28 protein-coding genes are annotated in these 26,438 nt (G+C 42.6%); 2 read left to right on the top strand and 26 right to left on the bottom strand.

Features of this window, described 5'->3' with window-relative positions:
- Positions 1-3: 3 nt before the first annotated feature.
- Together parE and NRIC_RS03485 are read right to left on the bottom strand one after the other, a co-directional pair.
- Positions 4-2,034, bottom strand: a complete 2,031-nt coding sequence (gene parE, locus NRIC_RS03490) for a DNA topoisomerase IV subunit B (RefSeq protein WP_146621318.1) — start codon at positions 2,032-2,034, stop codon at positions 4-6.
- A 186-nt stretch (positions 2,035-2,220) separates the two neighbouring features.
- Entirely contained in the window at positions 2,221-2,643 is a 423-nt protein-coding gene (locus tag NRIC_RS03485) for a CoA-binding protein (RefSeq protein ID WP_146621317.1), read from the bottom strand.
- Positions 2,644-2,749: 106 nt separating this feature from the next.
- Between NRIC_RS03485 and plsY the strand changes: the two genes are divergently transcribed.
- Together plsY and NRIC_RS03475 are read left to right on the top strand one after the other, a co-directional pair.
- Positions 2,750-3,376, top strand: a complete 627-nt coding sequence (plsY, locus tag NRIC_RS03480; protein ID WP_146621316.1) for a glycerol-3-phosphate 1-O-acyltransferase PlsY — start codon at positions 2,750-2,752, stop codon at positions 3,374-3,376.
- Between the two features lie 3 nt (positions 3,377-3,379).
- Positions 3,380-4,000, top strand: a complete 621-nt coding sequence (locus NRIC_RS03475) for an NUDIX hydrolase N-terminal domain-containing protein (RefSeq protein WP_175579984.1) — start codon at positions 3,380-3,382, stop codon at positions 3,998-4,000.
- Between the two features lie 47 nt (positions 4,001-4,047).
- Here NRIC_RS03475 and NRIC_RS03470 read toward each other — a convergent pair whose 3' ends face one another.
- The 24 genes from NRIC_RS03470 to NRIC_RS03355 form a co-directional block, all read right to left on the bottom strand.
- The gene (locus NRIC_RS03470) at positions 4,048-4,917 is read right to left on the bottom strand and encodes an aldose 1-epimerase family protein (RefSeq protein WP_146621315.1); all 870 of its coding nucleotides are present in this window, start codon (positions 4,915-4,917) and stop codon (positions 4,048-4,050) included.
- A 17-nt stretch (positions 4,918-4,934) separates the two neighbouring features.
- Positions 4,935-5,723: a GTP-sensing pleiotropic transcriptional regulator CodY gene (gene codY, locus NRIC_RS03465; protein WP_146621314.1), complete on the bottom strand. Its 789-nt coding sequence runs from the start codon at positions 5,721-5,723 to the stop codon at positions 4,935-4,937.
- Between the two features lie 51 nt (positions 5,724-5,774).
- Entirely contained in the window at positions 5,775-7,172 is a 1,398-nt protein-coding gene (gene hslU, locus NRIC_RS03460; RefSeq protein WP_146621313.1) for an ATP-dependent protease ATPase subunit HslU, read from the bottom strand.
- A gap of 32 nt (positions 7,173-7,204) precedes the next feature.
- Positions 7,205-7,756: an ATP-dependent protease subunit HslV gene (gene hslV / locus NRIC_RS03455; protein ID WP_146621312.1), complete on the bottom strand. Its 552-nt coding sequence runs from the start codon at positions 7,754-7,756 to the stop codon at positions 7,205-7,207.
- A gap of 51 nt (positions 7,757-7,807) precedes the next feature.
- The gene (xerC, locus tag NRIC_RS03450; RefSeq protein WP_146621311.1) at positions 7,808-8,704 is read right to left on the bottom strand and encodes a tyrosine recombinase XerC; all 897 of its coding nucleotides are present in this window, start codon (positions 8,702-8,704) and stop codon (positions 7,808-7,810) included.
- A gap of 157 nt (positions 8,705-8,861) precedes the next feature.
- A complete protein-coding gene (locus NRIC_RS03445; protein WP_146621310.1) occupies positions 8,862-9,203 on the bottom strand; it encodes a hypothetical protein in 342 nt (113 codons plus the stop codon).
- Between the two features lie 131 nt (positions 9,204-9,334).
- Positions 9,335-10,633 carry an FADH(2)-oxidizing methylenetetrahydrofolate--tRNA-(uracil(54)-C(5))-methyltransferase TrmFO gene (gene trmFO, locus NRIC_RS03440; protein ID WP_146621309.1) on the bottom strand — a complete coding sequence of 433 codons (1,299 nt, stop codon included), beginning with the start codon at positions 10,631-10,633 and terminating at the stop codon, positions 9,335-9,337.
- Between the two features lie 17 nt (positions 10,634-10,650).
- Positions 10,651-12,729 carry a type I DNA topoisomerase gene (gene topA / locus NRIC_RS03435; protein WP_146621308.1) on the bottom strand — a complete coding sequence of 693 codons (2,079 nt, stop codon included), beginning with the start codon at positions 12,727-12,729 and terminating at the stop codon, positions 10,651-10,653.
- 98 nt (positions 12,730-12,827) lie between these two features.
- Positions 12,828-13,685, bottom strand: a complete 858-nt coding sequence (dprA, locus tag NRIC_RS03430) for a DNA-processing protein DprA (RefSeq protein WP_146621307.1) — start codon at positions 13,683-13,685, stop codon at positions 12,828-12,830.
- Positions 13,686-13,743: 58 nt separating this feature from the next.
- A complete protein-coding gene (gene rnhB, locus NRIC_RS03425) occupies positions 13,744-14,517 on the bottom strand; it encodes a ribonuclease HII (protein ID WP_146621306.1) in 774 nt (257 codons plus the stop codon).
- Positions 14,517-15,365 (bottom strand): ribosome biogenesis GTPase YlqF, encoded by an 849-nt coding sequence (gene ylqF, locus NRIC_RS03420; RefSeq protein WP_146621305.1) that lies wholly within the window; start codon positions 15,363-15,365, stop codon positions 14,517-14,519. Before ylqF ends, rnhB begins: the two co-directional genes overlap by 1 nt.
- 145 nt (positions 15,366-15,510) lie before the next feature.
- A complete protein-coding gene (gene lepB, locus NRIC_RS03415; protein WP_146621304.1) occupies positions 15,511-16,059 on the bottom strand; it encodes a signal peptidase I in 549 nt (182 codons plus the stop codon).
- Positions 16,060-16,106: 47 nt separating this feature from the next.
- A complete protein-coding gene (locus tag NRIC_RS03410) occupies positions 16,107-17,522 on the bottom strand; it encodes a S41 family peptidase (RefSeq protein WP_146621303.1) in 1,416 nt (471 codons plus the stop codon).
- Between the two features lie 82 nt (positions 17,523-17,604).
- On the bottom strand, positions 17,605-17,826 hold the full coding sequence (locus NRIC_RS03405) for a YozE family protein (RefSeq protein WP_146621302.1): 222 nt from the start codon (positions 17,824-17,826) through the stop codon (positions 17,605-17,607).
- A gap of 13 nt (positions 17,827-17,839) precedes the next feature.
- Positions 17,840-18,436, bottom strand: coding sequence for a YpmS family protein (locus tag NRIC_RS03400; RefSeq protein ID WP_146621301.1), 597 nt, complete (start codon positions 18,434-18,436; stop codon positions 17,840-17,842).
- Positions 18,433-19,290 (bottom strand): SGNH/GDSL hydrolase family protein, encoded by an 858-nt coding sequence (locus NRIC_RS03395; RefSeq protein ID WP_146621300.1) that lies wholly within the window; start codon positions 19,288-19,290, stop codon positions 18,433-18,435. Before NRIC_RS03395 ends, NRIC_RS03400 begins: the two co-directional genes overlap by 4 nt.
- A 47-nt stretch (positions 19,291-19,337) precedes the next feature.
- Entirely contained in the window at positions 19,338-20,180 is an 843-nt protein-coding gene (fakB, locus tag NRIC_RS03390) for a DegV family protein (protein ID WP_146621299.1), read from the bottom strand.
- Positions 20,181-20,292: 112 nt separating this feature from the next.
- Positions 20,293-20,793, bottom strand: a complete 501-nt coding sequence (locus NRIC_RS03385) for a dihydrofolate reductase (RefSeq protein ID WP_146621298.1) — start codon at positions 20,791-20,793, stop codon at positions 20,293-20,295.
- Between the two features lie 14 nt (positions 20,794-20,807).
- On the bottom strand, positions 20,808-21,755 hold the full coding sequence (locus NRIC_RS03380; RefSeq protein ID WP_146621297.1) for a thymidylate synthase: 948 nt from the start codon (positions 21,753-21,755) through the stop codon (positions 20,808-20,810).
- Between the two features lies 1 nt (position 21,756).
- A complete protein-coding gene (locus NRIC_RS03375) occupies positions 21,757-23,640 on the bottom strand; it encodes an ABC-F family ATP-binding cassette domain-containing protein (RefSeq protein ID WP_146621296.1) in 1,884 nt (627 codons plus the stop codon).
- Positions 23,641-23,822: 182 nt separating this feature from the next.
- Positions 23,823-24,275 (bottom strand): hypothetical protein, encoded by a 453-nt coding sequence (locus NRIC_RS03370; RefSeq protein WP_146621295.1) that lies wholly within the window; start codon positions 24,273-24,275, stop codon positions 23,823-23,825.
- Positions 24,276-24,394: 119 nt separating this feature from the next.
- Positions 24,395-24,772: a thioesterase family protein gene (locus NRIC_RS03365; RefSeq protein ID WP_146621294.1), complete on the bottom strand. Its 378-nt coding sequence runs from the start codon at positions 24,770-24,772 to the stop codon at positions 24,395-24,397.
- Positions 24,769-25,986: a CCA tRNA nucleotidyltransferase gene (locus NRIC_RS03360; RefSeq protein WP_146621293.1), complete on the bottom strand. Its 1,218-nt coding sequence runs from the start codon at positions 25,984-25,986 to the stop codon at positions 24,769-24,771. The genes NRIC_RS03365 and NRIC_RS03360 overlap by 4 nt, the downstream gene beginning before the upstream one ends.
- Positions 25,983-26,333 carry a nucleotide pyrophosphohydrolase gene (locus NRIC_RS03355; RefSeq protein WP_146621292.1) on the bottom strand — a complete coding sequence of 117 codons (351 nt, stop codon included), beginning with the start codon at positions 26,331-26,333 and terminating at the stop codon, positions 25,983-25,985. The genes NRIC_RS03360 and NRIC_RS03355 overlap by 4 nt, the downstream gene beginning before the upstream one ends.
- Between the last annotated feature and the right edge of the window lie 105 nt (positions 26,334-26,438).

Below are 26,438 nucleotides of genomic sequence, written 5' to 3'. Positions count from 1 at the left end.
CTCCTATTCGTCAAACAAGCTGATTGTTTCATATGGATTCTCTTTAAGCAAGTCATTGGATACAGAAGGCTGGATCTCATCTTTATTTTCCAATAAGCTGCCGTCTTCCTCCAATGTAAATTGAACGTGGCTTTCGATCCATTTGCGACGAGGTTCTACTTTATCTCCCATCAAAGTCGTTACACGGCGCTCGGCTTTCGCTGCATCATCGATCCGAACACGAACTAAGGTGCGGTACTCCGGATCCATCGTAGTTTCCCAAAGTTGTTCCGCGTTCATTTCCCCCAGTCCTTTATACCGTTGCAGCATATAGCCTTTTCCAACCTTCTTTATAACGCCCTCAAGCTCTTCATCTGTCCAAGCATATTCGATCACTTGCTTTTTACCAGTTCCTCTGGAAACCTTGTATAACGGAGGCAAAGCGATATAAACTTTGCCAGCCTCAATCAACGGTTTCATATAACGATAGAAAAAGGTCAGAAGCAGTACCTGGATATGCGCTCCATCGGTATCCGCATCGGTCATGATGATCACTTTGTCGTAATTGCAATCCTCAATCGAAAATTCCGCACCAACGCCCGCACCGATCGTATAAATCATTGTATTGATTTCTTCATTTTTTAAAATATCCTGAAGTTTGGCTTTTTCAGTGTTGATAACTTTTCCTCGTAAGGGCAAAATCGCTTGAAATTTCCGGTCGCGGCCTTGTTTGGCTGACCCGCCGGCAGAATCCCCTTCGACTAAAAAGAGTTCATTCTTTTGCGCATTGCGAGATTGAGCAGGTGTCAATTTTCCGGAAAGCAAAGATTCACCCTTTTTGCGTTTTTTGCCATTGCGGCTTTCTTCACGGGCTTTGCGAGCCGCCTCACGCGCCTCACGCGCTTTAATTGCCTTTCGAACCAGCATCTGACTGGTTTCACTATTTTCTTGCAAGTAAAAGCCCATCTGCTCTCCAATAACAGCGTCTACCACTCCGCGAGCTGCAGGAGTTCCCAGTTTCTCCTTGGTCTGTCCTTCAAACTGCAGCAGGTTTTCTGGCACACGAATCGATAAGACTGCAGATAAGCCTTCACGAAAGTCAGAACCCTCCAGATTTTTGTCTTTCTCTTTTAGAAGCCCTGTCTTGCGAGCGTATTCATTGAAAGACTTCGTCATAGAGGTTTTCATACCAGCCTCATGCGTCCCGCCATCTTTAGTTCGGACGTTGTTGACGAATGAAAGAACATTTTCAGAGTAGCCGTCATTGTATTGATAAGCAAATTCAACCTCAATCCCATCTTTGGAACCGGAAAAATAGGTCACAGGAGTCAGAGTATCTTTGTCTTCATTCAAATATTCGACAAATTCCTTGATTCCTTCTTCAAAATGGAAAACTTCTTCCACTGTTTCCTCGCCTCGTAAATCAGTGATCGAGATTTTCACCCCGCGAAGCAGAAAAGCCGACTCTCTTAGTCGTTCTGAAAGAGTCTCATAAGAAAAATGAGTGGTCGAAAAAATGGTGTTGTCTGGTAAAAAGTGAACGCTTGTGCCATTGGGTTGCCGTGTTTTCCCAATTTTCTCCAATGTCCCCTGTGGTTTTCCGCCCTCTTTAAAGACCTGCTGATATTCAACCCCATCTCGCACAATGGTGACCGTCAGCCAAGTGGACAAAGCATTTACCACACTAGCGCCTACGCCGTGGAGTCCTCCGGAAGTTTTGTACCCGCCTTCTTGCCCGAATTTTCCTCCAGCATGGAGAATCGTAAAAATGACTTCTACCGTCGGGATTCCTGAAGCATGCATCCCAACGGGCATCCCCCGACCTTTATCACTGACTTTCACACTATTGTCTGGATAAAGAGTCACATTGATTTCGCTGCCGTATCCTGAAAGAGCTTCATCCACTGCATTATCGACGATCTCATAAACTAAATGGTGCAACCCGCGACTGTCCGTCGATCCAATATACATCCCAGGTCGTTTTCTTACCGCTTCCAGGCCCTCTAATACCTGAATCGAAGCGTCATCGTATTCTTGTTTCTTTTTCTTAGCCAAGCTAACAGCTCCTTATATCAATTAGTAGTCTTTGTTTTTTCCTGATACGTTCACGTGTTTCGTTGAATATTTAGCTACTCTCGGTCACATCATTTGTTATGATACGCTAAAAAGATCGAAAAAAAAAGCCTTCATCGTTTCCAAGAAGGCTTTTTATCAATTTTTAACCGGAAAAACAGCGGATTTCTAATTTTGTTTTGCCAATTCGATTTTAATACAGCGATCCATGACGATGTCATTTCTGCTGTGAGTCTGCAGTATTTCAGCGGCTTTTTCACTAGACAGTCCCAATTGGGCCCAAAAAACAGCCGCATCCGTTTTCAGGAATTCTTCTGCCACCTCTGGTAAAAATTCGCTTCTGCGAAACACATCCACGATGTCGATTTTTTCTGGCACATCGGTCAGTGCGCCGAAAACCTCAATCCCATCTACTGTTTCTCCAGCAAGCATCGGATTGACTCCATACACTGTATAGCCCTTCTCCTTTAATAAACGGGCAATCACGTTGCTGGTTTTATCTGAGTGGCTGCTGATTCCAACAACAGCGATCACCTTGGCTTCGTTTAAATAAGTGAAAATTTGCTCTTGACTTGGATTTTCAAATACCATACCATTGCTCCTCTCGTTTTAAAATAGTATATCACTGCTTTGACGATTGTTCACCTATTTCAAATCTGTTAAAATAACTTTAACACCACAGAAATGAGGGTACAAAATGAAAACTGTGATCCTTCTCGGATTGGCCTATTTCTTAGGTTCAATTCCTTCCGGCGTCTGGATCGGAAAGATTTTTTTTAAAAAGGATATTCGTGATTACGGCAGTGGAAATATTGGCACGACCAATACGTTTCGTATTTTAGGACGCCCCGCCGGCTTTGTGGTTTTTGCCATGGATCTATTGAAAGGTACTTTGGCCACTTGTCTGCCGCTGATTTTCGCTTTGCCAATCAACCCTTTATGGTTTGGATTAGTCGCTGTCATTGGGCATACGCTGCCGGTTTTTGCTAGCTTTCGAGGTGGAAAAGCAGTGGCTACTAGTGCAGGCATGCTTTTAGGATACAATCCCGTATTCTTTTTTTACTCCCTGTGCTTCTTCCTCATCGTTCTTTTTATAACCAGTATGGTCAGTGCTACCAGTATTTTGGCAGCCATTTTTGTTACTTTGTCCACAATCCTTCTGCCGCTCGTCTGGCCTGCGATTCTGCCTGAGCATGATTGGCTTTTGACAACCATCTGCTTTTTATTGTCCTGTTATATCATTTACCGACATAAAGAAAATATTCAACGAATAAAAAAGGGAACAGAAAACCGAGTTTCATTTGGTTTGAACAAAAAGGAGTAATTCATGGAAATCAATGAACGATTATTAGATTGGGCTGTAGAGCTGCAGGCACTTTCTCAGGCAGGGTTGACGTACACGAACGATCCATTTGACAAAGAACGGTTTGAACGAATTCGTACAATCGCTGTAGAAATGCTGGCGATGCAATCGCCTTTGCCTCAGCCTGAACTTCGGCGATTGTTTGCTGAAGAAACGGGCTATCCAACGCCAAAACTTGATACTCGTGCAGCCATTTTCAATGATCAAAAAATTTTGCTGGTTCAGGAAAACAATCTCAAATGGTCGCTGCCGGGCGGTTGGGTCGACTTCGATCAATCGATTCGCGACAATACTCTAAAAGAGGTCAAAGAAGAAACTGGTTTTGATGCCGAAGCAGTCAAAATTATTGCTTTGCAAGATCGAAATCGACATAATCCTCCGCGCTACGCTTATGGCGTCTGCAAAATATTTGTTGAATGTAAGGTATTAGGCGGACAATTCACTGAAAACAGTGAAACTTTGCAGATCGGATGGTTCAGCTTAGATGAGCTGCCCGAATTGGCCGAAGAAAAAACCACGGCACAGCAAATAGAACTGTGTTTTTCAGCCTATCGCGAAGCGAACTGGCAGGTACAATTTGACTAAAAAAACGCTGGCAACAAGAAGGAGCCTCCTTTCTTGCTGCCAGCGTTTTAATTCACTGTAATAGAAAATTGAGTTTTAAATTTCTGTTCTGGCGCCAAGCGGTTCATTCCTGCTTTTTCTTCCAGTTTACCGCTGCTGTCGACTGTATCGGCAAAGCCCCACCACGGTTCAATGCAAACGAAAGGTGCTTCTTTTGGATACGGGGACCATAGACCGACATACGGAATATGATTGTACGCCACCGTAACACGATGTACAGAGTCCTCGCTAGCGATCGTAAAAGTGTTCAATCCCTTAGTTTCGTAAATCAGTGCATCGTTAGCAAAAAGATTCCTGGTAATTTTGATGCTCGTATTGGTTTGCCCTAGTGTTTTTTGATCCAAATTTGCAAATGGACCTTCTAAAGGAATTTTGACTCGCGTTTTCTGCGGAGAAAAGGCAAAATAGTGATCTTCAAATTTCAAACCTTCTTCAAGCGGAACATTAAAAGCAGGATGCCCACCTAAGGCGAAGATCATCTCTTCTTGCCCCGTGTTTTCGACTTCAAACCGGATCCGCAGTCCCTCACCCCACACTTCATAGCTGACCATAAATCGAAAATCAAAAGGATAGATTTTTTTGGTCTCCTCGTTGCTAGCCAATTCGAGTATAGCCTTTTCTGCAGAGTGTTCGATCAACGCGAACACAGCATTACGAGCGAACCCATGCTGATTCATCGGATAGCTTTGTCCTTTGTAGGTGTATTGATCGTTCTTTAAACGACCAACAAAAGGAAACAGAATAGGTGCATGACGTCCCCAAAAAGCTGGATCGGCCTGCCAGATGTATTCAATTCCATTTGCTTTTAAACTAGTCAATTCGGCGCCTTTTTCAACGATCGTTGCTTGTAAGTAATCATTTTGAATCGTAACTGCCATTTCCTCACACCTTTCGATTATTTGTGACGGACGAGTTCTTTTTTGAACAAAGGATTCAGGACCTTCAAATACGTTCCCTTCATCCCTAAAGACCTTGATTCGATAATACCAGCAGACTCTAATTTACGCAAAGCATTGACGATGACAGAGCGGGTGATTCCGATTTTGTCTGCAATGTTTGACGCAGTCAATCTGCCCTCATCTCCTTCAAGTGCTTCAAAGATCGCTTTTACCGCTTTTAACTCACTATACGATAAGGTATTGATTGCCATTTGAACGGCTGTTTGATTGCGCACGCTTTCCTCAACATGTAAAAACTGTTGATACAGAATTTCCATACCAATAACAGTCGCCCCATACTCGGCCAACACTAGATCATCTTCCGTAAAGGATTCTTCGGTTCGCGCCAGTACGATCGTCCCTAAACGTTCACCAGACCCGAATATCGGCACGATGGTCGTCACACCATCTGGATAATATTGCGAACGCTCTGTTGGGAAGGCTGTACCCGGATTCCCACTTGGGATATTCGACTCAGTCTTGACGACATCCAAGAGCTCACCTAGATAACTGTCGGGAAATTGACGATCGACTAAAAATGATTTTACCCGTTCATTGTTGATATCGATCTTCTCGTTAAAGCCTAATAGTTTCCCTTTGGCATCCACGATATAGCTCAAACTATCCAACACATCCCCCAGAATACGCGCCATATTGTTATACGGAAGTTCCGCAGTTGGTTCAAAAGCATTTTTCTTCTGCATCAACTGATTGATCTGACGCGTTTTTTCTAATAAAGTTTCCATTCTTTTCCTCCTTATTTTTAGTTTATCATTTGTTGTTCTTTTAGATAGCTTTTATAAAATATAACGACTTAAGTCCTTGTTTTGTGCGATCGAAACCAATTTTTCATCTACATAGGCTTCTGTAATCGTGATCTCGCCCATCTGCATCTCTGGTGCTTCAAACAGCAGATCCTCCAACAACTTTTCCAAAATAGTATGCAATCTTCGTGCTCCGATATTGTCAGTTTCTCGATTGACATCAAAGGCGATCCTGGCAATTTTTTCGATAGCCTCTTGAGTAAACGTGATATCGACATTTTCCGTAGCTACCAAAGCAATATATTGCTTAATTAGCGCATTGTTAGGCTCAGTCAAGATTCTGACAAAGTCCTCTGCACTCAGGTCATCCAACTCGACACGAATCGGAAAACGGCCTTGCAATTCTGGAATCAGATCGCTTGGCTTTGAAAAGCTGAATGCTCCACTGGCAATAAACAATACATGATCTGTTTGTATCGTGCCATACTTTGTATTGACCCGTGAACCCTCTACGATTGGAAGGATATCCCGTTGAACCCCTTCTCTTGAGACCTCCCCCGAATTTTGCTGCGATTTCGAGGTGATCTTGTCGATCTCATCAATGAAAATGATGCCCGAGCTTTCCGCCAACTTGATAGCCGCAGTATGGATATCCGCTTCATTGACCAGCTTGGCTTGCTCCTCTTTCACCAGCAATTCTTGCGCTTCTTTGACTGTCACTGTGCGTTGCACCTTTTTTGAAGGGGTCAAAGCGCCTAACGTATCCGATAGATCGATCCCCATTTGCTCTAACCCATTGTTCATCATCGGCATTGATTTCTTTGCTTCTTCGACCTCAATCGTCACTTCTCTGGAGTCAAGCAAGCCCTTTTCCAATTGTTCAAGGATGGTTTTGCGATTGACTTTGATTTCTTCAGTTACCTCTTCTTGAGGTTCATTTTGTTGGGTTTGATTGAACATGTTCATCATTTGTTCGTAAGGATTAGTGCTCTTTTTTTGTTCACGCTTGATGCCAGGAACCAAAACCTTTGCGAGTCGCTTATTCGCCTGTTTCAGCGCTCTCGAATACACTTTGGAGTACTGGTCCTTTTCAACGATTTTGATGGCATTTTCCACGAGGTCTCTTACCATTGATTCCACATCACGGCCTACATACCCGACTTCAGTGAATTTTGTGGCCTCGACCTTTGCAAAAGGGGCTTTTACGATTCGAGCCAATCGTCTGGCAATTTCTGTTTTCCCTACTCCTGTTGGGCCGATCATTAAGATATTTTTTGGTGTGACCTCTTGCTGCATGGCGAAATCGAGCTGCAACCGGCGGTACCGATTGCGCAAAGCTACAGCCACAGAACGTTTCGCCTCATTTTGTCCAATGATGTACTGATCCAGATCTTGGACAATCTCTCGTGGTGTTTTATTAATTTCTGTCATAGCGATTCTCCTTTTACAATAGCTTGTTGATTCTATGCATGCATCTCTTCGACAATGATATTGTGGTTGGTGAATACACAAATATCTGCCGCGATTTGTAAGGCACTTTCGGCAATTTCCTTCGCTGTCATAGCAGGGTTATGCTTCTTCAATGCTCGTGCTGCGGCTAACGCATAGTTTCCACCAGACCCGATCGCCAGAATGCCGTCATCAGGAGCAATCACTTCTCCGTTTCCTGAGACCAGCAGCATTTCTTCTTTGTTCATGACAATCAACAAAGCTTCTAAATTTTTCATTGCCTGCTGTGTTCGCCATTCTTGGGCCAGCTCAACAGCGGCCCGCTGTAAATTTCCATTGTATTCATTTAGCTTTCCTTCAAATTTTTCTTCTAAAGTAAAAGCATCCGCAACACTTCCAGCAAATCCGACAACAACTTCGCCATTGTAGATTCTGCGCACTTTGCGAGCAGTGCCTTTCATAATAACCTGCTCACCCATCGTCACCTGTCCGTCACCGGCCATAGCAAATTGGCCGTCTTTTTCAACGGCACAGATGGTTGTTGAATGAAATTGTGATTCAGTCATGTTTATTTTCCTCCTCATCGTTCTAATTCCCGTCAAAAATCGCAACCTGTTTTAAGCGCGAGGGTGGAATGAACGATAATTCTTTTGTAAGCTTTCTTTTGTCACATGGGTATAAATTTGTGTGGTAGACAGATTCGCGTGACCCAATAATTCTTGAACAGTCCGTAAATCAGCTCCATTGTTTAATAAATGAGTGGCGAATGTATGCCTTAGCATATGTGGATGAATATCTGTAGTTAGACTGCTTTTTTTGATCAGCTGATTCAGCACGTATTCAATTCCAGTCGGTGTGATTTGTGCGCCCCGATGATTGACAAAGACGAAATCGTGCGGAAGATGTTTTTTCATCAGTTTTTGACGGCCATCAGAAAAATATTCCAATAACGCATCTGCAGCATAGGAACCTAGTGGGACATAGCGATCCTTATTGCCTTTTCCGTGAATCAACATCACACTATTGTCAAAATCTACCTCAGAAATCGTCAGATTCGCACACTCGCTTACCCGCAGGCCAGATCCATACAGAATCTCTAAAAGCGCTCGGTTTCTTTGATCTAGAGGCTTTTCTCCCTCCGTACTTTGAAAAAGTGCCTCAATTTCTTTTTCATAAAAGAATCGCGGCAATCGTTGATTTTTCTTTTTTAAGTGAACATACGAAAAGGGGTTCTCCTGAATCTTTTCCTGCTTTAGCATATATTGAAAAAAGGAACGCAGACTGGCGATTTTTCGACTGATCGTGTTTCTGCTGTACGCATGATCATTCAAAAATGCCAAGTAAACGCGTACATCTAAATGATCGATCTCTAAAAAATTCGATTCTCCTGAATTCGTTAAGAAAGCACAGAAATCCTCGATATCACGCTGATAAGCTTCCTTTGTCCCCAGAGAATACCCGCGCTCTGTAACGATGTATCGCAGGAAATCCTGCAGGAGGAGTTCGTTCGTCATTTTTTACACCTCACAAACATAATCCAAATTTAGCATAACTGCATTTCAAATACAATTGAATTGTCAGAATTTATTGATTTTTCACGAATTTGTTTACAATTCTTTAGGAAGTTCGTCTTTTTTTCATGGAATGCGTTTGTCTTAGCCACCCATTTGGCTAGAGCAGACTGGATAACAGCTCCCGATAGCGCTCGATCGTCTCATCATCCAGCGTATTGACTCCCTCTTTCTGAGCAGTCAGCAACAAGGAGATAAACCATCCAGATACTTGTTCAAAATCGTAAACAGAGAGCTGATACTTTAATGCATTCACCAGAAGAAACGCTTCCTCATATTGCGACAATGCCATATGGTTCATGATTAGGTCGATCCGGGAGATTGTTTTTCCATCGCTGATTTGAATTTCCTTTAATTGATTTACTGACACTTTCTTTTTTAAAACGATACCGATCCCTTCACCTGCTAATTTAATTTGACGCATCAGCCAATCTTCTTCCATCCACTTGCCTCCTTTACAGTTACCAATCAGTTTAATACAAACAACACCGTTCTGAAATGAGACTTTAGTCTGAAACAAAACAGACTGAAAAGCCCCGCACAAACTACGTTTGTACGAGGCTCTATAGAAGGTTATCTTGTCGTGCTGGCTAAGGCTTTTAAAGCTCGGTCAGCCAGCATTTCATAGCGAAGCTTTTTATCCTTGATTCGCTCTGGTAAGCTGGGGAATAACCCAAAATTAGCATTCATAGGTTGAAAATGCTTGCCCTCAGCATGCGTAATGTAATGGGCCATTGCTCCTATTGCCGTTTCTTGAGGAAATTCGATCAATGGTTCCCCTTTTGCCAGCTTCGCTGCGTTAATGCCAGCAACCAATCCGCTTCCTGCACTCTCTACGTACCCTTCGACTCCAGTCATTTGACCTGCAAAGAACAAATCTTCGCGCTTTCTGCTTTGATAAGTAGGGAGCAGCAGCTCAGGAGAGTTCATAAAGCTGTTGCGATGCATCACACCGTAACGCAAAAACTCAGCATTTTCCAGACCAGGGATCATCCGAAAGACACGCTTTTGTTCCCCCCATTTTAAATGAGTTTGAAAACCTACAATGTTATACATGGAAGCTGCGGCATTATCTTGACGAAGCTGGATCACTGCGTAGGGCCGCTTTCCAGTCTTGGGATCTTCCAGTCCAACGGGCTTTAGTGGACCAAATAACATTGTTTTGATACCACGTTTGGCCATGACTTCGATCGGCATACAGCCTTCAAAAAATTTCTCTTTTTCGAAGGTTTTCATTTCTGCCGTTTCAGCAGTAATCAACGCCTCGTAAAAGGCTTTGAACTCTTCTTCGCTCATCGGACAATTCAGGTAAGCCGCTTCACCCTTGTCGTAACGGGATTTCAAATAGACCTTCTCACGATCAATCGTTGCCTCATCAATAATTGGAGCAGCTGCATCGTAAAAATAGAAGCCGTGCGACCCATTAAAGTCGGCGATTTCTTTTGCTAGGGCTTCTGATGTTAAAGGTCCAGTAGCAATCACAGTGATTCCTTCGGGAATGGAATGGACTTCTTCTGAAACGACAGTCACCATTGGATGTTCTTTGATCCGTTTAGTAATCAATTCAGAAAAGCCTTCACGATCAACAGCCAGTGCTCCGCCTGCCGGAACCGCTGTCTTGTCAGCAGAATCAATCACTATTGAATGTAGATGTCGCATCTCTTCTTTTAAAACACCGACAGCATTGGTCAGACCATTGCCTCTCAACGAGTTCGAGCAGACCAGCTCTGCAAACTTGTCGGTATGATGAGCAGGTGTTGATTTGGCTGGGCGCATTTCAAATAACTTTACAGGTACGCCTGCCTCAGCGATCTGCCATGCGGCTTCGCTTCCAGCAAGGCCTGCCCCGATAACATTAACAATTTTAACCATTCATTTCCTCGCTTACGCTATTTTTGTACAGCTTCTTCGTAGTCGCCATTAATACAAACAACTTGCTTGCCGCCCTTGACTTTCTTCTCAACAAGATACCCATCACATTTTGGACAGCTTCTCCCTATTGGTTTGTCCCATGAGGTGAAGTCGCAATCCGGATAACGAGAACAACCATAGAAAAGTCGATTTTTCTTGGACTTGCGTTCAACAACTTGTCCCTTATGACAGACAGGACATTCAACCCCGATCTCTTTAATGATCGGTTTCGTATTTCGGCAATCAGGGAAGTTGCTGCAGGCATAGAATTTTCCATACCGACCTAATTTAATGACCATTGGATGGCCGCAGACATCGCAGTCAAAGCCAGCTGGTTCATCCTTGATCTGAACCTTTTCAATGTTTTCTTCCGCTTTTTCCAGCTCTTTTTCAAAAGGTCGATAAAAACGGTCGACAACCTTGATCCATTCTTCCTTGCCCTCCTCGACTTTATCCAAATCATTTTCCATCTCTGCTGTAAAGTTGACGTCCACGATTTGCGGGAAAAACTCTACGATAAGGGAATTAACGATTTCGCCTAATTCAGTCGGCTCAAAACGGCGTTGTGTTAGTTTAACATAGTAGCGTCGTTGAATCGTATCCAATGTTGGTGCATACGTGGATGGACGACCCACACCGTTTTCTTCTAACGTCTTGATCAGTGTGGCTTCACTGAAACGTGCAGGAGGCTGCGTAAAGTGCTGTTTTGGTTCGATGCTGATCGATTGAACGACATCGCCTTCGACCAATTCGGGCAAAATATTTTCTTTATCTTCCTTGCCATCATCACGACCCTCGACATAAACCTGCATAAACCCTTTAAACTTCACTTTAGACCCGTTGGCGATAAAGATCACACCATTTTGGTTCAAGGTTACTTTCATTGTGTCCAGGATCGCTGGCGTCATTTGACTTGCTACAAATCGAGACCAGATCAAAGTATATAATTTCAATTGGTCTTTGTCTAAATATTTTTTCATCTCATCCGGTGTACGGTGCACACTCGTTGGACGAATCGCTTCGTGGGCGTCTTGCGCCCCTTTAGAATTTTTAGCTTTTCGTGTATGATGTTGCGAGTATTCTTTGCCGTAAGTGTTTTCGATATATTCTGCCGCTTCGCCTTTTGCAGTATCAGAAATTCGAGTGGAGTCCGTACGCATATACGTGATCAAACCGACTGTTCCCTGTTTTCCTAAAGCGATTCCTTCATAAAGCTGCTGTGCGACCATCATCGTCTTTCGAGTTCGGAAATTCAATTTACGAGCTGCTTCCTGCTGCATATTGCTTGTCGTGAAGGGTTGAGCAGGATTCCGTTTGCGTTCCTTCTTTTCCACCTTCTTGACTTCGTAATCTTTACCATCTATTCGTTGGGTCACTTCCTTGACGGCTTCAGCATTTCCCAGCTTTTTCTTCTTTCCGTCAATCCCCCAAAAGTTGGCTTTGAACTTTTTCTTCTCTTTTTTGAAATTGCCGTCGATACTCCAATACTCTTCCGGAACAAACCCGCGAATTTCTTGTTCACGATCGATAATCAGCTTCAATGCGATCGATTGAACACGACCAGCACTTAGGCCTTTTTTGACTTTGCGCCAAAGAATCGGAGAGATTGAATACCCGACTAACCGATCCAACGCTCTTCGTGCTTGTTGCGCATCGACCAAAGAAAGATCGATACTTCGAGGTTCTTTAAAGGCAGCTTTAACAGCATCTTTTGTGATTTCGTTGAAAACAACGCGATTTTTATCCTCAAGATTCAAGCCTAAGAGAAAAGCTAAGTGCCAAGCAATTGCTTCCCCTTCTCTATCCGGGTCACTTGCTAGATAAACTTTTTGTGCTTTTTTTGCCGCTTGTTTTAATCCTTTGATCACATCGCCTTTGCCGCGAATGGAAATATAATGTGGTTCATAATTATTTTCAACATCGATTCCCATCTTGCTTTTCGGCAAGTCCCGAACATGACCAACACTCGCAACGACCTTGTAATTTCTACCAAGATATTTTTCAATTGTTTTTGCTTTTGCTGGCGATTCCACAATAACTAGATTTTTATAGGCCAAGCGTTTTGCCCCCTCATTTTTTCTTCTATTATATACTCAAATTTACTGACAAATCGTAGCCTATCATAGCGATTCACATTTCGTTTGTCAAGTCATCGCTAGCGAATTTTTTTTAATAAATGGAAAGAATCAAAGATATCTTGGACTTTTTCTACGCATAACGCACCATCTTGGATCAGCTGATGGCAGCCGCTCGAACGGCCATTTAAGACATCCCCTGGCACCGCAAAAACTTCTTTGCCATAATCAAGCGCCTGTTGCGCCGTGATCAGCGATCCGCTTTTTTGCTTGGCCTCGATCACCAATACTCCTTGTCCCAACCCAGCGATGATACGATTGCGCATCGGGAAATGAAATCTTGACGGCGGTGTTCCATTGATGTATTCGCTTAGCAACAAATGATTTTTTGCCATCTCGATTTGAAGGTTGGCGCTTTCCCGTGGATAACATATATCCAAGCCTGTACCAATCACTCCAATGGTCTTCCCGCTACTGGAAATGGCAAACTGATGAGCATAACTGTCAATTCCTTTTGCTAAGCCACTAACAATCACAAATCGGTGCTTGATCAGGCTAGGCATAAACTGTTTGATCAGCTGAAATCCGTAATCACTGGCTGCACGAGCACCTACGATCGCTAAACTTTTTTCTTCAAGCAAAGACAAATTGCCTTTGTAATACAATACCAACGGCGGAACAGGTAATTGTTTCAACTCCTCCGGGTAACGATCACTTTCGATCGTCAGGTAGTGATGCTGTTGTTTGATTCTCTCTAGATTTTCCTCATTCCAGAATTCCCAGTCATAAATTTGTTTTCCCTTTGCGAAATTTTTTGCTTCGGTCAATGTAAGGTCCCAATAATCGTGCTTTTTTACAAAGCGATAAATTTTGACTTTGGTTGCAATACCAATTCCCTTTACTAAACTTAGTCTTAAAATAAAATTTGTCTTATCCAAAAAAATCTCTCCATTCCGGCTCTTTACTTAAACATAGTCGAAATAGACAGATTTAATTTTAATTCTTTATTTTTTCTTTGATTGGTGCGAACGTTTTTCGATGAATAGGCAAGATTCCTTGCTGTTCGATCGCAGCTAAATGCTGCTGCGTGCCATATCCCGCATTTTTTTCAAAGCCATATTCAGGATATTGCTGCCCATATTCAGCCATCCATTTGTCGCGGTGAACTTTGGCAATGATACTAGCAGCGGCAATAGAAACCGAGCGGGCATCCCCTTTGATGATTTTTTCTTGTGGAAGACCATTCGGCAATTCCATGGCGTCGATCAACAGGCAGTCTGGTTGAATCGACATCTGATCGATTGCCCGCTGCATCGCAACTTTAGTAGCTTGATAGATGTTCAACTGATCGATTTCTACTGCGCTTGCTTCCCCAATCCCGATCGCTAAAGCATTCTTTTGTATCTGCTTTACCAAATCCTCTCGAGTGTGAGCCGAAAGCTGTTTTGAATCATTCAATCCAAGAATCTGATGACCCGGTTTTAAAATAACAGATGCAGCGACAACAGGGCCAGCCAAAGGCCCTCTTCCTACTTCATCGATACCAGCGATCATTTGAAAGCCCAAGGCAGACTTTTCTTGTTCGAATAAAGACATCTCCTGATATTTTTCAACTAATTCTAATTGCTTTTTCTGCTGTCTTTCCCATTGTAAAATGGCCTGTTGAACGCCTTTTCGTGTGTCAGCTCTCAACGCTGTTAAACGGGAATCGTCAGTTTGATCTATCTTCTTCAACAACGCTTTTATTTGTGTGATTGGAACCTTTTCCACTATTTTGCCAACTCCTCAAAACGATCCAATGTATAACGTCCCAGCTTTCCAGAACGTAGTTCATTGATCAGCATTTCACTGGCGCGATCGTAATCATCCTTAAACCCGCGCTTTCGAGCGATTTCGATTAACAAGTCAGGTAATTCTTGAAACAGATCGTCTTCTGATAGTCCATAGCGTTCCTTCAGCTGATCAGGATAAAAACGACGCAAAAATTCTAATTCCGCCAATGCCAAATCATCTAAGTGCAGCAAATCATCTTTGATAGCGCCACTCAGTGCCAGTTTTTGGCCAATGTCAGGATCTTCAAATTTAGGCCATAAAATGCCTGGTGTATCCAACAGCTCCAGCTGATTACCAAAGCGAATCCATTGCTGGCCTTTGGTAACTCCCGGTTTGTTGCCGGTCGTTGCGATTTTTTTTCCCGCTAAATGATTAAGCAAAGTCGATTTCCCTACATTTGGGATGCCAAGTACCATCGCCCGAATGGCTCTTGGTTTGATTCCACGGGCCTTTTCACGGTCTAGTTTGTCAGACAAAACCTTCTTTGCGGCAGGTACGATCTGTTTTACACTTTTATCATTTTTAGCTGTTAAAGCCAGCACTTGATTGTCCTGTGATGTAAAGTAATCTATCCATTTTGTCGTTTGAGCTGGGTCAGCCAAATCAGCCTTGTTCAGCAGGATCAGTCGCGGTTTTTGTTGAATGATTTGATCAAGCATCGGATTGCGAGAAGAAAACGGCAATCGTGCATCCACCAACTCAAAAACGATATCGACAAATTTTAATTTTTCCGAGACCTCTCGCTTGGCTTTGGCCATGTGTCCTGGAAACCATTGAATCGTCATATATGTAATTCCTCCTCAACAATCGATTCTTTTCTTGTAAGGTCCGTTACTCATCATACCACAGCAGTGATTTATCGAAAACAAAAACCAGAAAATAAGTTTCTGCAAAATGAAAAACCGCCCTCTCGTTTTGAGAAAAGCGGATCTAATGAATAAATTTGAGATGACGCAACGGATAATAAACCAAACGAGCTTTGCCTAACACCTCATCACTATCTACGGTACCAAATGAACGGCTGTCTTTTGAGATACGGCGATTGTCGCCCATGACAAAATACTCATTTTCTGGAAGCTCTGGTGTACCGATCAGATCGGCTAAATGAAAATTGGTCGTGTAAGGTGTGACTTCGTGGTCATGATCTCGATTGTTAGTCAGAAACCCCTCAGGAACTTTTTCATCATTAATGAATAATTGATCTTGTTCGTATACGATTGTATCTCCTGGCAATCCAATCACGCGTTTGATATAGGTAGTACCGTCATCTTTACGAAAAACAATCACATCAAAGCGCTTGATCCGACTGTATTTCTCCATGACGATCATGTCTCCTTGATTCAAATTCTGAGCCATCGAATCGCCGGTGACAGGAACCGGAATCAAAATGAACCCGCGAATCAACACACCGAAAAAGAGCGCAATCAAAAAATACTTTAACCCAAGCCACAAGTGATCAGTTGTTAAGTGAACCTTCATTCAAGCGCCCCCTCACGTTCATTATAAAAGAAAGCCTTCCTCTTTGACTACTTCAATGCTTCAAGCGCTTGTTTATAAGCTGTATCATCAGCTTTTACGAGTTTGAATAATTCTTCTTGAATCCTTTGCACTGTGGTTGCATCAACTAATCCTGTCGGCTCTAAGTTATTTTCAGTTTGGATCACTTTTAGTGCATTGCTGGTTTGCTGACTATACGTTTCACCTTCTGTTTGATGTCCTAAGGCCTGCAGCATGCGATTCAAATTGCTTATTTCTTCATTGCTGTCACCAATGCGCCAATCTGCATTGGCAGGAATCGGTGGTAATTTGGCATATTCAGGGACATTGGCTTCAATCGTCGGAGACACTCCTTTGCGGCTGATCGACTCTCCCTCTGGCGTCAACCAACGCAAAACAGTCAATTGAATATATCCGCTTTTACCGATTTTTTTTACGTTTTGAACGGAAGCCTTCCCAAAGGTAGTGATGCCCACAACCGGAATATCCTTGCTTTTCACGGCAGCCGCGACTAATTCAGCGGATGAAGCTGTTTCAGGATCGACTAAAAAAACGCTCGGTTCCTTTATTTTAAAGCCTTCGTCAACCTTTTTCGCTGACACATGCTTTTCAATCGTTTTCTTATCATTTTCAAATTGAACGATGGTATCGCCATCTTTTAAAAAATAACTGGCTACTCGTTCTGCTTCCGAAAAAAGGCCCCCTGAGTTTTGACGAAGATCTACGATAAAGGAGATAGCACCTTGTTCTCTCAGCTTCTCGATGATGTTTCGAAATTCTAATCCAGTGGTCTCCCGGAAGTGACTCACTTGAATCGAACCCACGTTGGGCTGACTGGGATCGATAGTACCAGTGACGGTATCGTTTGCAATCACATCTCGCTGAATCGTCACTGTGAATTGTTCGTCTTCTCGATCAATAAGCAATTTCACTTCGGTTCCCTTTTTCCCTCGAATCATCTGGGCGATCTCGTCCAAAGATCTCTGAGCAGTAGATGTATCATTCACCTCTCGCAGCACATCGCCCATTTTCAATCCTGCCTTATCCGCAGGTGAATTCTTAATAGGTTCTTTTTCAACATACGGCAAGCGATTCCTTAACTGAAGGTTGGCACCAATGCCTTCAAAGCTGCTGGAAACGTCCTCCCTCAATTTTTCCATTTCCTCTTTGGAAAGAAATTTTGAGCGTCGATCTCCTAACGCCTCGGTCATTCCAGTCAATGCGCCTCTAATCAGGGCCTTTTTATCCACCTTTTCTACATAATTGGTGGTGATCAAATCATAAAGATCCTGCACATCGTCAAGGTCAGATCTGGTTACTTTCACTACAGAATCGGTATGAAGAATTTGATTTTCTTCAACAAAATGTACGATCGTTGCAGTCACGATAATCGTACAAACAACGACAATCAGCAAAACTGGTATTGATACTGTTTTTTTCTGCAAGAAGCACCATCCTTTCACCCTTTTTTTCATGATAGCACGAGTAAAAAAAAAGGAAAAGCACTCTTAGGCTTTTCCAATAATTTTATTGATTATTTTCGGTGTATTTTTCCCAAAGTCGATCAAATAGATCCATCGACTTTATATAGTTCGTGTTCATTTCCAAATAATCGGCTACCTCATGATAGTTTTCTGACTGCTTTGGAAACATGATATCCTGGCTGACATGATCGGCAAAGGCCTCGACAGGGTCTTTTTGGTTCGATCCGCGCTGAGTCAGAATATAATGGTAAAAGCTTCTTCTCATTGACTTCTCCTGTCTAGTTTTTATCTTTCGGCAAATACAAGCTGAATTGGATATCATCATTCACTAAATCGATATGATTCGCTCGGATAAACATTCCATTTTCTAAAGAGAACTCGTTCAGCTTCAACTCGATCGTTTGATTTTTAGGCGTCACTTCAACCCAATCTGGAAATTTGTAACTGCGTTTGAGGATTGACAGGACCTCACGCACTGGAAGATTCAAAGTCCCGATCGAAAGATCTCTTGCCTTTAATTGAACATTTCCATTGTCCATCACGAAGGGATCAAAATAAAGATTAAAATCGACCTTGGCTCCTAAAAATTTAAATTTTCCGGCCAGCATCGCTTGATTCTCTAAATAAAAATCGTATTTGATCGATGAATCCTCTTGGAATTCATCCAAAAAATAGTCCATAACATCGTTTAATTTCTTCTTGTTTGTATTCATAGTCAGTACAGGAGAGCCTTCAGCTACCTTTGTTTCACCGCTGGAAGGCAAACCCGTTTCTCTTTGAGAGAAGACACGTGTAGCAAGAAAAATCGTGCTTCCGAGCAGTAGCCCGATCAAAATTAAGAACGCAATCTTCCAGCCGTTCACCTTTTTTTTCACTTGTTCTCCTCCTTTAAAAGCCAAAGTTCATTCGTATCAATCATTTCATCTCGAACGGCATTAGCCATTAATTGATACCCAAGGTTATTGGGATGAAAATTGTCTTCATCGTATAATACATTATTCTTTACTGTTGGCTGGTCGCCTGACGATTCGTCTGTGGAATCACTTGTAGGCAACCCCTTATACAGCAAGTCATTCACGGGAACGAAGAAAACATTCGTAGAGTCTTTTGCCAACTCTTCAGATGCGTCATTCCAATTGTCTACAACCTCTTGCATTTCTTTGATATCAGAGAAATTCAAATAATAAGGATTATAGATCCCAACTAGATAAATTGGTGCTTGCGTGTTTAATTCTCTGATTTTCTCAATTATTTTTTCGACATTCTTTTGATATTTTTTGATAGAACCATCAAATTTCTTCGCTGAAGTTGCCGTTATGTTTTTTTGAAAAGCCTGTAACAAATCATTTCCGCCCACAGTCAACGTGATCATATCTGAGCTTTCCAGACTGCGCTGCAGATCAGTATCCTTTTTAAGCCGTTTTAAAATCTGATCGCTGCGTTCGCCAGAGACTCCATAGTTCTCGGTCTGAACAGTGGAAAGACTGTATTCATCTCTTAAACTATCCGCTACTAAGGGAACGAACCCGCCACGATCTGTTTCATCTCCCACTCCTTGAGTCAGTGAATCGCCAACCGCTACAAAGTGGACAGTTTGTTTATAATGCTGATTTTGAGTTTGAGGATCGGCTTTTAGCCGAGGCTGTGCCTTCGGAATAAAAAAGGCTAAACCCGCAAACGATATCACAGCCGCTACAAGCGGTATCAGCCAAACATAAATTTTTTTCAATCCTTTCCCTCCTTGGAAAAAAACTGCCTCTATCAAAAGAGACAGTGTTAGTCAGTATAATACATAATCGCAAATGCGTCTTCTCCTGTGTGTGTCGCTACGATAGGATTCGTATGCAACACAGGAATCTCCATATCTGGGAACATCTCTTGCAAAGCAGCTTTTGCTTCCTCGATAAATTCTGTTCGTCCCGTATGGGAAATGCCGATACGCTTGACGTGAGCAAATTTACTCAGCTCATCCTTGAAGTTTTCAAACCATTTACTGAATGTTTTTTTTCCTCTCCCTTTCATGATCGGAAGCAGCGAGCCGTCTTCAAGCTCCATTACGATTCGCATATTCAGCACATTCGATAACACACCTTTTGCCCGACTGACACGTCCGCCTTTTACTAAATTATCTAAAGAGGAAATCCCAATGAACAATCGGCTGTTTTCTTTGATTTTTTTGACTTCAGCCATGATTTCTTCAACACTTGCCCCAGCCTGTGCCATCTCAGCAGCTCTGATTACAATGAAAGCCAAGGATTGATCAATAAATCCGCTATCAAACACAGTGACCTCGCTATTGGTTAAAAAAGTAGCTTGACGAGCAGATTCTACTGTTCCGCTTAAACTTTGGGTCATGTGAATCGAAATAATCGGACTGCCGTCTTTTCCAAGTTCATCATACAATTCCGCGAAATATCCGATCGGCGGCTGACTAGTTTTCGGCAGAGCCTTGGCTGCTCCCATCATCTCCATAAACCGTTCCCCGGTCAACGCGTCATCATCTGGATAGAGAACATCGTCGATCATAACGGATAGGGGAATCACAGTGATATTTAAATCTTCTCGATACTTTTTTTCAAAGGTGCAAGAAGAGTCGGTAACGATCTTTACATTTGGCATCTTTATCCTTCTTTCCAAATCCTGATTTCAAATTAATCTCAGTATAGCAGAGACCTTGAAAATTTTCATTGTTATCGCGTCAATTTAAAGAAACTTGAAAAAAACCGAGCGTTTACTTCGCTCGGTTGATTCGTTCATACCGCTCAAAACGATGAGGATAGTGATTTTTTTCATCTACTCTTCCCTCGGTTTGTTCGCATAGTCTCCAAACAGACCAATCTATCTCCGGAAAATAAGCATCTCCTTCAAACGCATGATCAATTACTGTCCGATACAGCTGATCACAATACGGCAGTAATTCCCGATAGATCGAGGCACCTCCAGCAATATAGGTTGTTTCTTGTACAGTTTGGGAATAAGCGATTATCTCTTGCAGTGAATGCATCACTAGAACACCTTCATTGTGGTAGTCGCGATTGCGGGTCAAAACGATCGTTTGTCGTTTAGGTAATGGACGACCGCCCATCCCTTCGAAAGTTTTCCGACCCATCACCAAGGTATGCCCTAAGGTAGTTTCCTTAAAAAAGCGCAAGTCATTTGGCAGATGCCAGGGTAAAACATCGTTTTTTCCAATCAACCCATTTTTGTCTTGTGCCCAAATTGCTTTTAGCATCCACATACCTCCTTCTAAACGGCCACTGGCGCTTTGATAGCCGGCGCAGGATCATAGCCCTCAATCTGAATATCTGTCATTTCAAAATCGAAAACAGAAGACTTTTCTTGATTCAACTTCAACTTAGGAAACGCTTTGGGTTCTCGTGAAAGCTGTTCTTTCATTTGCTCCTCATGGTTTGAGTATAAATGGGCATCTCCCAAGGTATGGACAAAATCACCCACCTCTAACCCAGTTTCATGTGCGATCAAATGGGTCAGCAGTGCATAGCTGGCGATATTAAATGGTACACCTAAAAAGACATCCGCACTGCGCTGGTAAAGTTGACAGCTTAATTTTCCATCATTTACGTAAAACTGAAACATCGTATGACATGGCGGCAAAGCCATCGATGGCACATCCTCTGGATTCCAAGCAGAGACTAGTAACCGGCGTGAATTCGGATTGGTTTTGATCATTTCGATCACATCCCCCAATTGATCGATGAATCCACCATTTTTTGTTTCCCAATGACGCCACTGGGAGCCGTAAATATTACCGAGGTCGCCGAATTTCTCAGCAAAGGCTTCATCTTCGACGATTTTTTCACAAAACACTTTTAATTCTCTTTGATATGCTTTGTTGAAGTCTTCGTCAACCAAAGAGCGACGGCCAAAATCAGTCATATCAGGACCTGTGTACTCGTCAGATTGAATGTACCGTTCAAAAGCCCATTCATCCCAGATGTGATTGTTGTGCTGCAATAAATAGCGAATGTTGGTATCTCCGTGAATAAACCACAACAGTTCACTTTTGATTAGACCAAAGGGAACCCGTTTAGTCGTCAACAGAGGAAATCCTTCGTTCAGATCAAAGCGCATTTGATAACCGAATAAGCTCTTGGTTCCTGTCCCGGTACGGTCTCCCTTTTGATGTCCGTCTTCCAACAATTTTCTCCCTAATTCTAGGTATACTTGTTCCATGTTAATGTCCCTCCACGATCTCGCTTAGATATTCCCAACGCATCATTTTTTCCTCCAGCAGTGTCTCCGTTTCTGTAATCTCCTGCTGCAGACGTTGAAGTTTGGTAAAGTCATCACCTTGATAAGTCGTCATTTCTTCTGTTAACTGCTCGTTTTTTGTTTCAAGCTCAGCAATCTCTTCTTCGATCGTCTCCCATTCCTTTTGTTCCATATACGACATTTTTTTCTTCTTAGGTTTGGTAGAGACTGTTGTTTTTTCTGGTTTTGATGATTTAGATTCTTTCTTCTGGTGAGATAGATAATCCATGATTGATCCAAAATGAACGTCGATCAGTCCATCTCCCTTAAATACTAGGAGCTTTTGTGTTACCTTGTCCAAAAAATATCGGTCGTGTGAAACTGTAATGACTGAACCCGCAAAACTTTGTAAATAATCCTCGAGTACCGTCAATGTTGCAATGTCCAAATCATTTGTGGGTTCATCCAGTAATAATACGTTGGGTTGCTGAATCAACAGTTTTAGTAAATACAGCCGGCGCTTCTCACCCCCCGAAAGCTTGCCGATCAATGTTCCATGCATAAATCGAGGAAATAGGAATCGTTCCAGTAGTTCGGCTACACCAATATGTGTACCGTCCTTTTGTTTGACTTCTTCTGCTGTTTCCTGCAGGTAGGCAATCATTCGTTTTTCAGGATTCATAGCTTCATTGCGCTGCGTATAATAAGCCAATCGAACGGTCTCACCAACCTCCAACACCCCGCTATCCAGTGGAATACGCTCAGCCAGAATGTTTAGCAATGTTGATTTCCCAGCACCATTTTTTCCGGTGATGCCGAGACGTTCTCCAGCCTGTATCAAAAGATCAAAGTGCTGTAAAATCTGCTTGCCCTCAATTTGATAAGAGGCATCCTTCAGTTCCAAGACTTTTTTCCCTAAGCGAGTGGTCGCCAAAGTGATTTCAAGCGAATCCTCTAAGTGAACCTGATGGAGATTTTCTTTTAAATCTTCAAACCGATGGATTCGCGCCTGTTGTTTCGTCGTTCGTGCCTTGGCGCCCGCTCGCATCCAGGCTAGTTCTTGTTTATAAAGCTGAACTCGTTTCCCTTCTTGTTCAGCAGCCACACGATCACGTTCCGCTTTCTCTGCAACATAGGCTTCGTAATTCCCCTGGTATTCATATAATGTACCATATGACAATTCAAAAATACGAGTGGTTACCCGATCAAGAAAGTACCGATCGTGGGTCACCATCAAGAGAGCTCCTTGGTAATGCTTCAAATAGTTTTCCAGCCATTCGATCGCATCATAGTCCAAATGGTTCGTCGGTTCATCCAACAAAAGCAAGTCCGGTGCATCAATTAATACCTGTGCCAATCCTACTCGCTTTACTTGACCACCCGAAAGATCCCTAATCCGTTTTTCGAGGGTATCGATCCCAAGCTTATTCAAAATGGCCTTCGCTTCACTGTCCGCACTCCACGCGGATTGTTTATTCATGGCTTCTTCTGCCTTCGCAAAACGAGCTTGCAATGCAGGGTCTTCTGCAGCGGCATTCAACGAAAGCAACGCCCGCTCGTAATCACGAACCGTTTGCATCAACGCATTGTCGCCCTGAAAGACCACATCCAAGACTGTCATCTCAGGATCAAACTGCTGTTCTTGAGACAAATAACCTATGCGATAGTCACTGCTCTTTTCAATAGCAGAAATATCGCCATCACCACTATCAAGTCCTGCCAAAATAGTTAATAAACTTGATTTTCCGGTGCCGTTTACACCGATCAATCCAATTCGATCCCTCTCGTGGACCAAAAATGAGATCGAATCGAACAACGTTTTATCCCCAAATGTTTTTATTAGATTTGTTACCTTTAATTCTTTCATATACGTCGTCCCTCATATTTTCTTCCGCTATTGTAACAAAAAAAGAGGCACAAAGAAATGCTTGAATCTTGTTTGTCATCCCTTCTTCATGTACCAAATCGATCGTGTAAGAGTCCAAAAAGACCCTTTTTCCACATAAAAAAAGCCTAAGAATGCCAGATTCTTAGGACTTTATTGATTAATTAGAATTGATCTTTGTACACGTCATCCACATTTTTATCTGGGTCGATCACGATGTACAGACTTTTAGTTTTTTCAGAGACCTTTGTGGATTGATAAACGTTATCCAATCCTTCATTGTCTTTGTCTTTATAAGGAAAATAAACGATATCCGGTTTGCCGCTGCGATAGATGATTTCCATCCGTTCAATATCTTCGAATTTTTTTGCACGATCGAACATACCCATTTCTAAGCCGCCTAAATTAATATCAGCAGTTTGAACATAGTCGCCTTCTTGATAAATTTCGATCTTGAATCCCGCACAAGGATGGATCTCAACAAATTCACTGCCATTGATCCGGCCAAAGCTCGTTGTAATTTGTTTGATCCACAAGTCACCGATATACCGACGTTCGATCGTCCAAGTCTCTCCATTGCGGAAATAAAATTTTAAAGCTGTCATTCCTTTTTCCATGATCATTCTCCTTTTGCCTATTAATAGACTGGTTCTCAAGTCCTGCGACATCTCCAGTTGAAATGTCCATCGATCATTACTTGATATAAATAAATAGTATCATACAATCCAGCAAACGGTCACATATTGTGATTTTGGTTCAATTTCGCCAAGAATTTCGCTGAATCCACAACAACCCGCTCATGTTTCGCTTTGCCTACCAGCACGTCCTGCTCATAGGCCTCCAGCACAAAAAACGCGCGATTCCCGGATTGCTCTACCAACTCTGCATTGATGGTAAGCTCGCTGCCTACAGTAGTAGGGGCTAAGTGTTTCAAATCAAGCTTATACCCTACACTTGTCTCCTCCTCCTTCAACTGCTTTCTAAGCAAATCTTTGGCACAATGCTCCATCATGGCAACTAAACGCGGTGTTCCTAACACGTCGAGATCACCTGAACCCAGCTTTTTTGCAGTGTCGTTACTGGTCACAGAAAACGTCATTGTATACTTAGTCATGGCTGCTCCTTTCGTAAATAGTCCTTTGCGAAGTTCATTAATTCTTCCGAATGATTTTCTAATCGTCGATCCACGACGGCCTTTTCGATCGCTCTTAACACTTGATTGATCCACGGCCCTCGCGGATAATCAAAAGACTCCATCAATTGATTGCCCTTGATCGCTAAATCCTTCATTGAGTGGATCTTCAAGTTTTGATACATCAATCGAATTTTCGCTAGATTGGGCTCCTGATGGAAATAATACAATAAATAGTCAACAGACAATGCCAATTCCCTGCCTAACTGGTATAGCTGCCAGTCGTTCCATTCATGCTGCTTTCGGTACGCAAGAGCGGGTACCATTTGGCGTACTTCCTTGATTAGCTGGTTGGAGCATTTCCATTCCTTCATAAATGGTTGGATCTCTTGTTCAGCCAATCCCAAGCAATCTATCAGTACAGTCCAGGCTTGTCTTTCGGTCGGAATTGCTGGACCACCCAGCTCGGCAAATCGCAGCAGGCCTTCTCCTTGGTTTCTTAGTCCTGGACAGTAGATGTAGCACTCGGATTCAACAAAAGAGCGAAGGCCCGCCTGTCGAAAGGACCCCATCAATAACTTTACAAACTCTACGTTGATTCGCTCGACAGAGATTTTTGCCAGCAGCGAATGGTACTCATAAATCGCCTCAAACGTCTGAGGCTCTAGATTGAAACCTAGTTGGCTGACAAAACGCAAGGCACGCATCATCCGCAAAGCATCCTCATGGAATCGTTCATACGGGTTGCCAACGGCACGCAAAATCTTATTTCTCAAATCACTTAAGCCATCGAAAAGATCAATCACTTCTCCATCGATTCCTACAGCCAAGGCATTGATTGTAAAATCTCTGCGCTTCAGATCCTCTTTCAATGAACGAACAAATTCCACATGGTCTGGCCTGCGGTAATCTTGGTAGGTTGATTCCGTACGAAAGGTAGTGACTTCATAGGTGGCTTCTTTGGTTATGACCATTACCGTGCCGTGCTGAATGCCTACATCGATCGTTCGACGAAAAAGTTCCTTTACCTCTGCCGGAAACGCACTGGTTGCGATATCCACATCATGAATCGGTTTGTTCAGTAAAATATCCCTGACGCTCCCGCCAACATAATAAGCTTCATAGCCGGCGTTATGCAAAGAGCGTAAAATTGGCATTGCGCCTTGAAACTCGAGAGGCAGACTAGTTAATCTCATGCGTTTTCCCCTTTTTTCCGGCCATCTTTTCGCTCGAAACGAAACTGATCTCGCTGATTGAATTTATCCATATTTTTAATGAACACTTCTGTTAAGTCAATATCCATCGAATTTGCCATGATCATCGTGACGAACAGGACATCCCCTAATTCTTCAGCAACGGTATTGGCTTTTTCTGTTGCCTTTTTTGGCTTTTCACCATAGTAATGATTGACCTCTCTAGCTAATTCTCCAACCTCTTCTGTTAAGCGGGCCATCTGAGCCAAAGGAGAAAAATAACCTGCTTTGAATTGTTGAATATAGTCGTCAACTTCTTGCTGCATCTTTGCCAATGTTTTTTCTTCCATTCATTACCACCTCAAACTTATCTTATCAAAAAAAGACCATCATTCCTATCAAGTTGTTGTAAGTCTTGAGATTTCATGCTATGTTGAGTGTGGGAAAGATTATTG

Source organism: Enterococcus florum (genome assembly GCF_004309355.1).
Classification (GTDB): Bacteria; Bacillota; Bacilli; order Lactobacillales; family Enterococcaceae; genus Enterococcus_A; species Enterococcus_A florum.
Note: the sequence above shows the minus strand (reverse complement) of the source record. Positions and strands in the feature narration are given on the sequence as shown.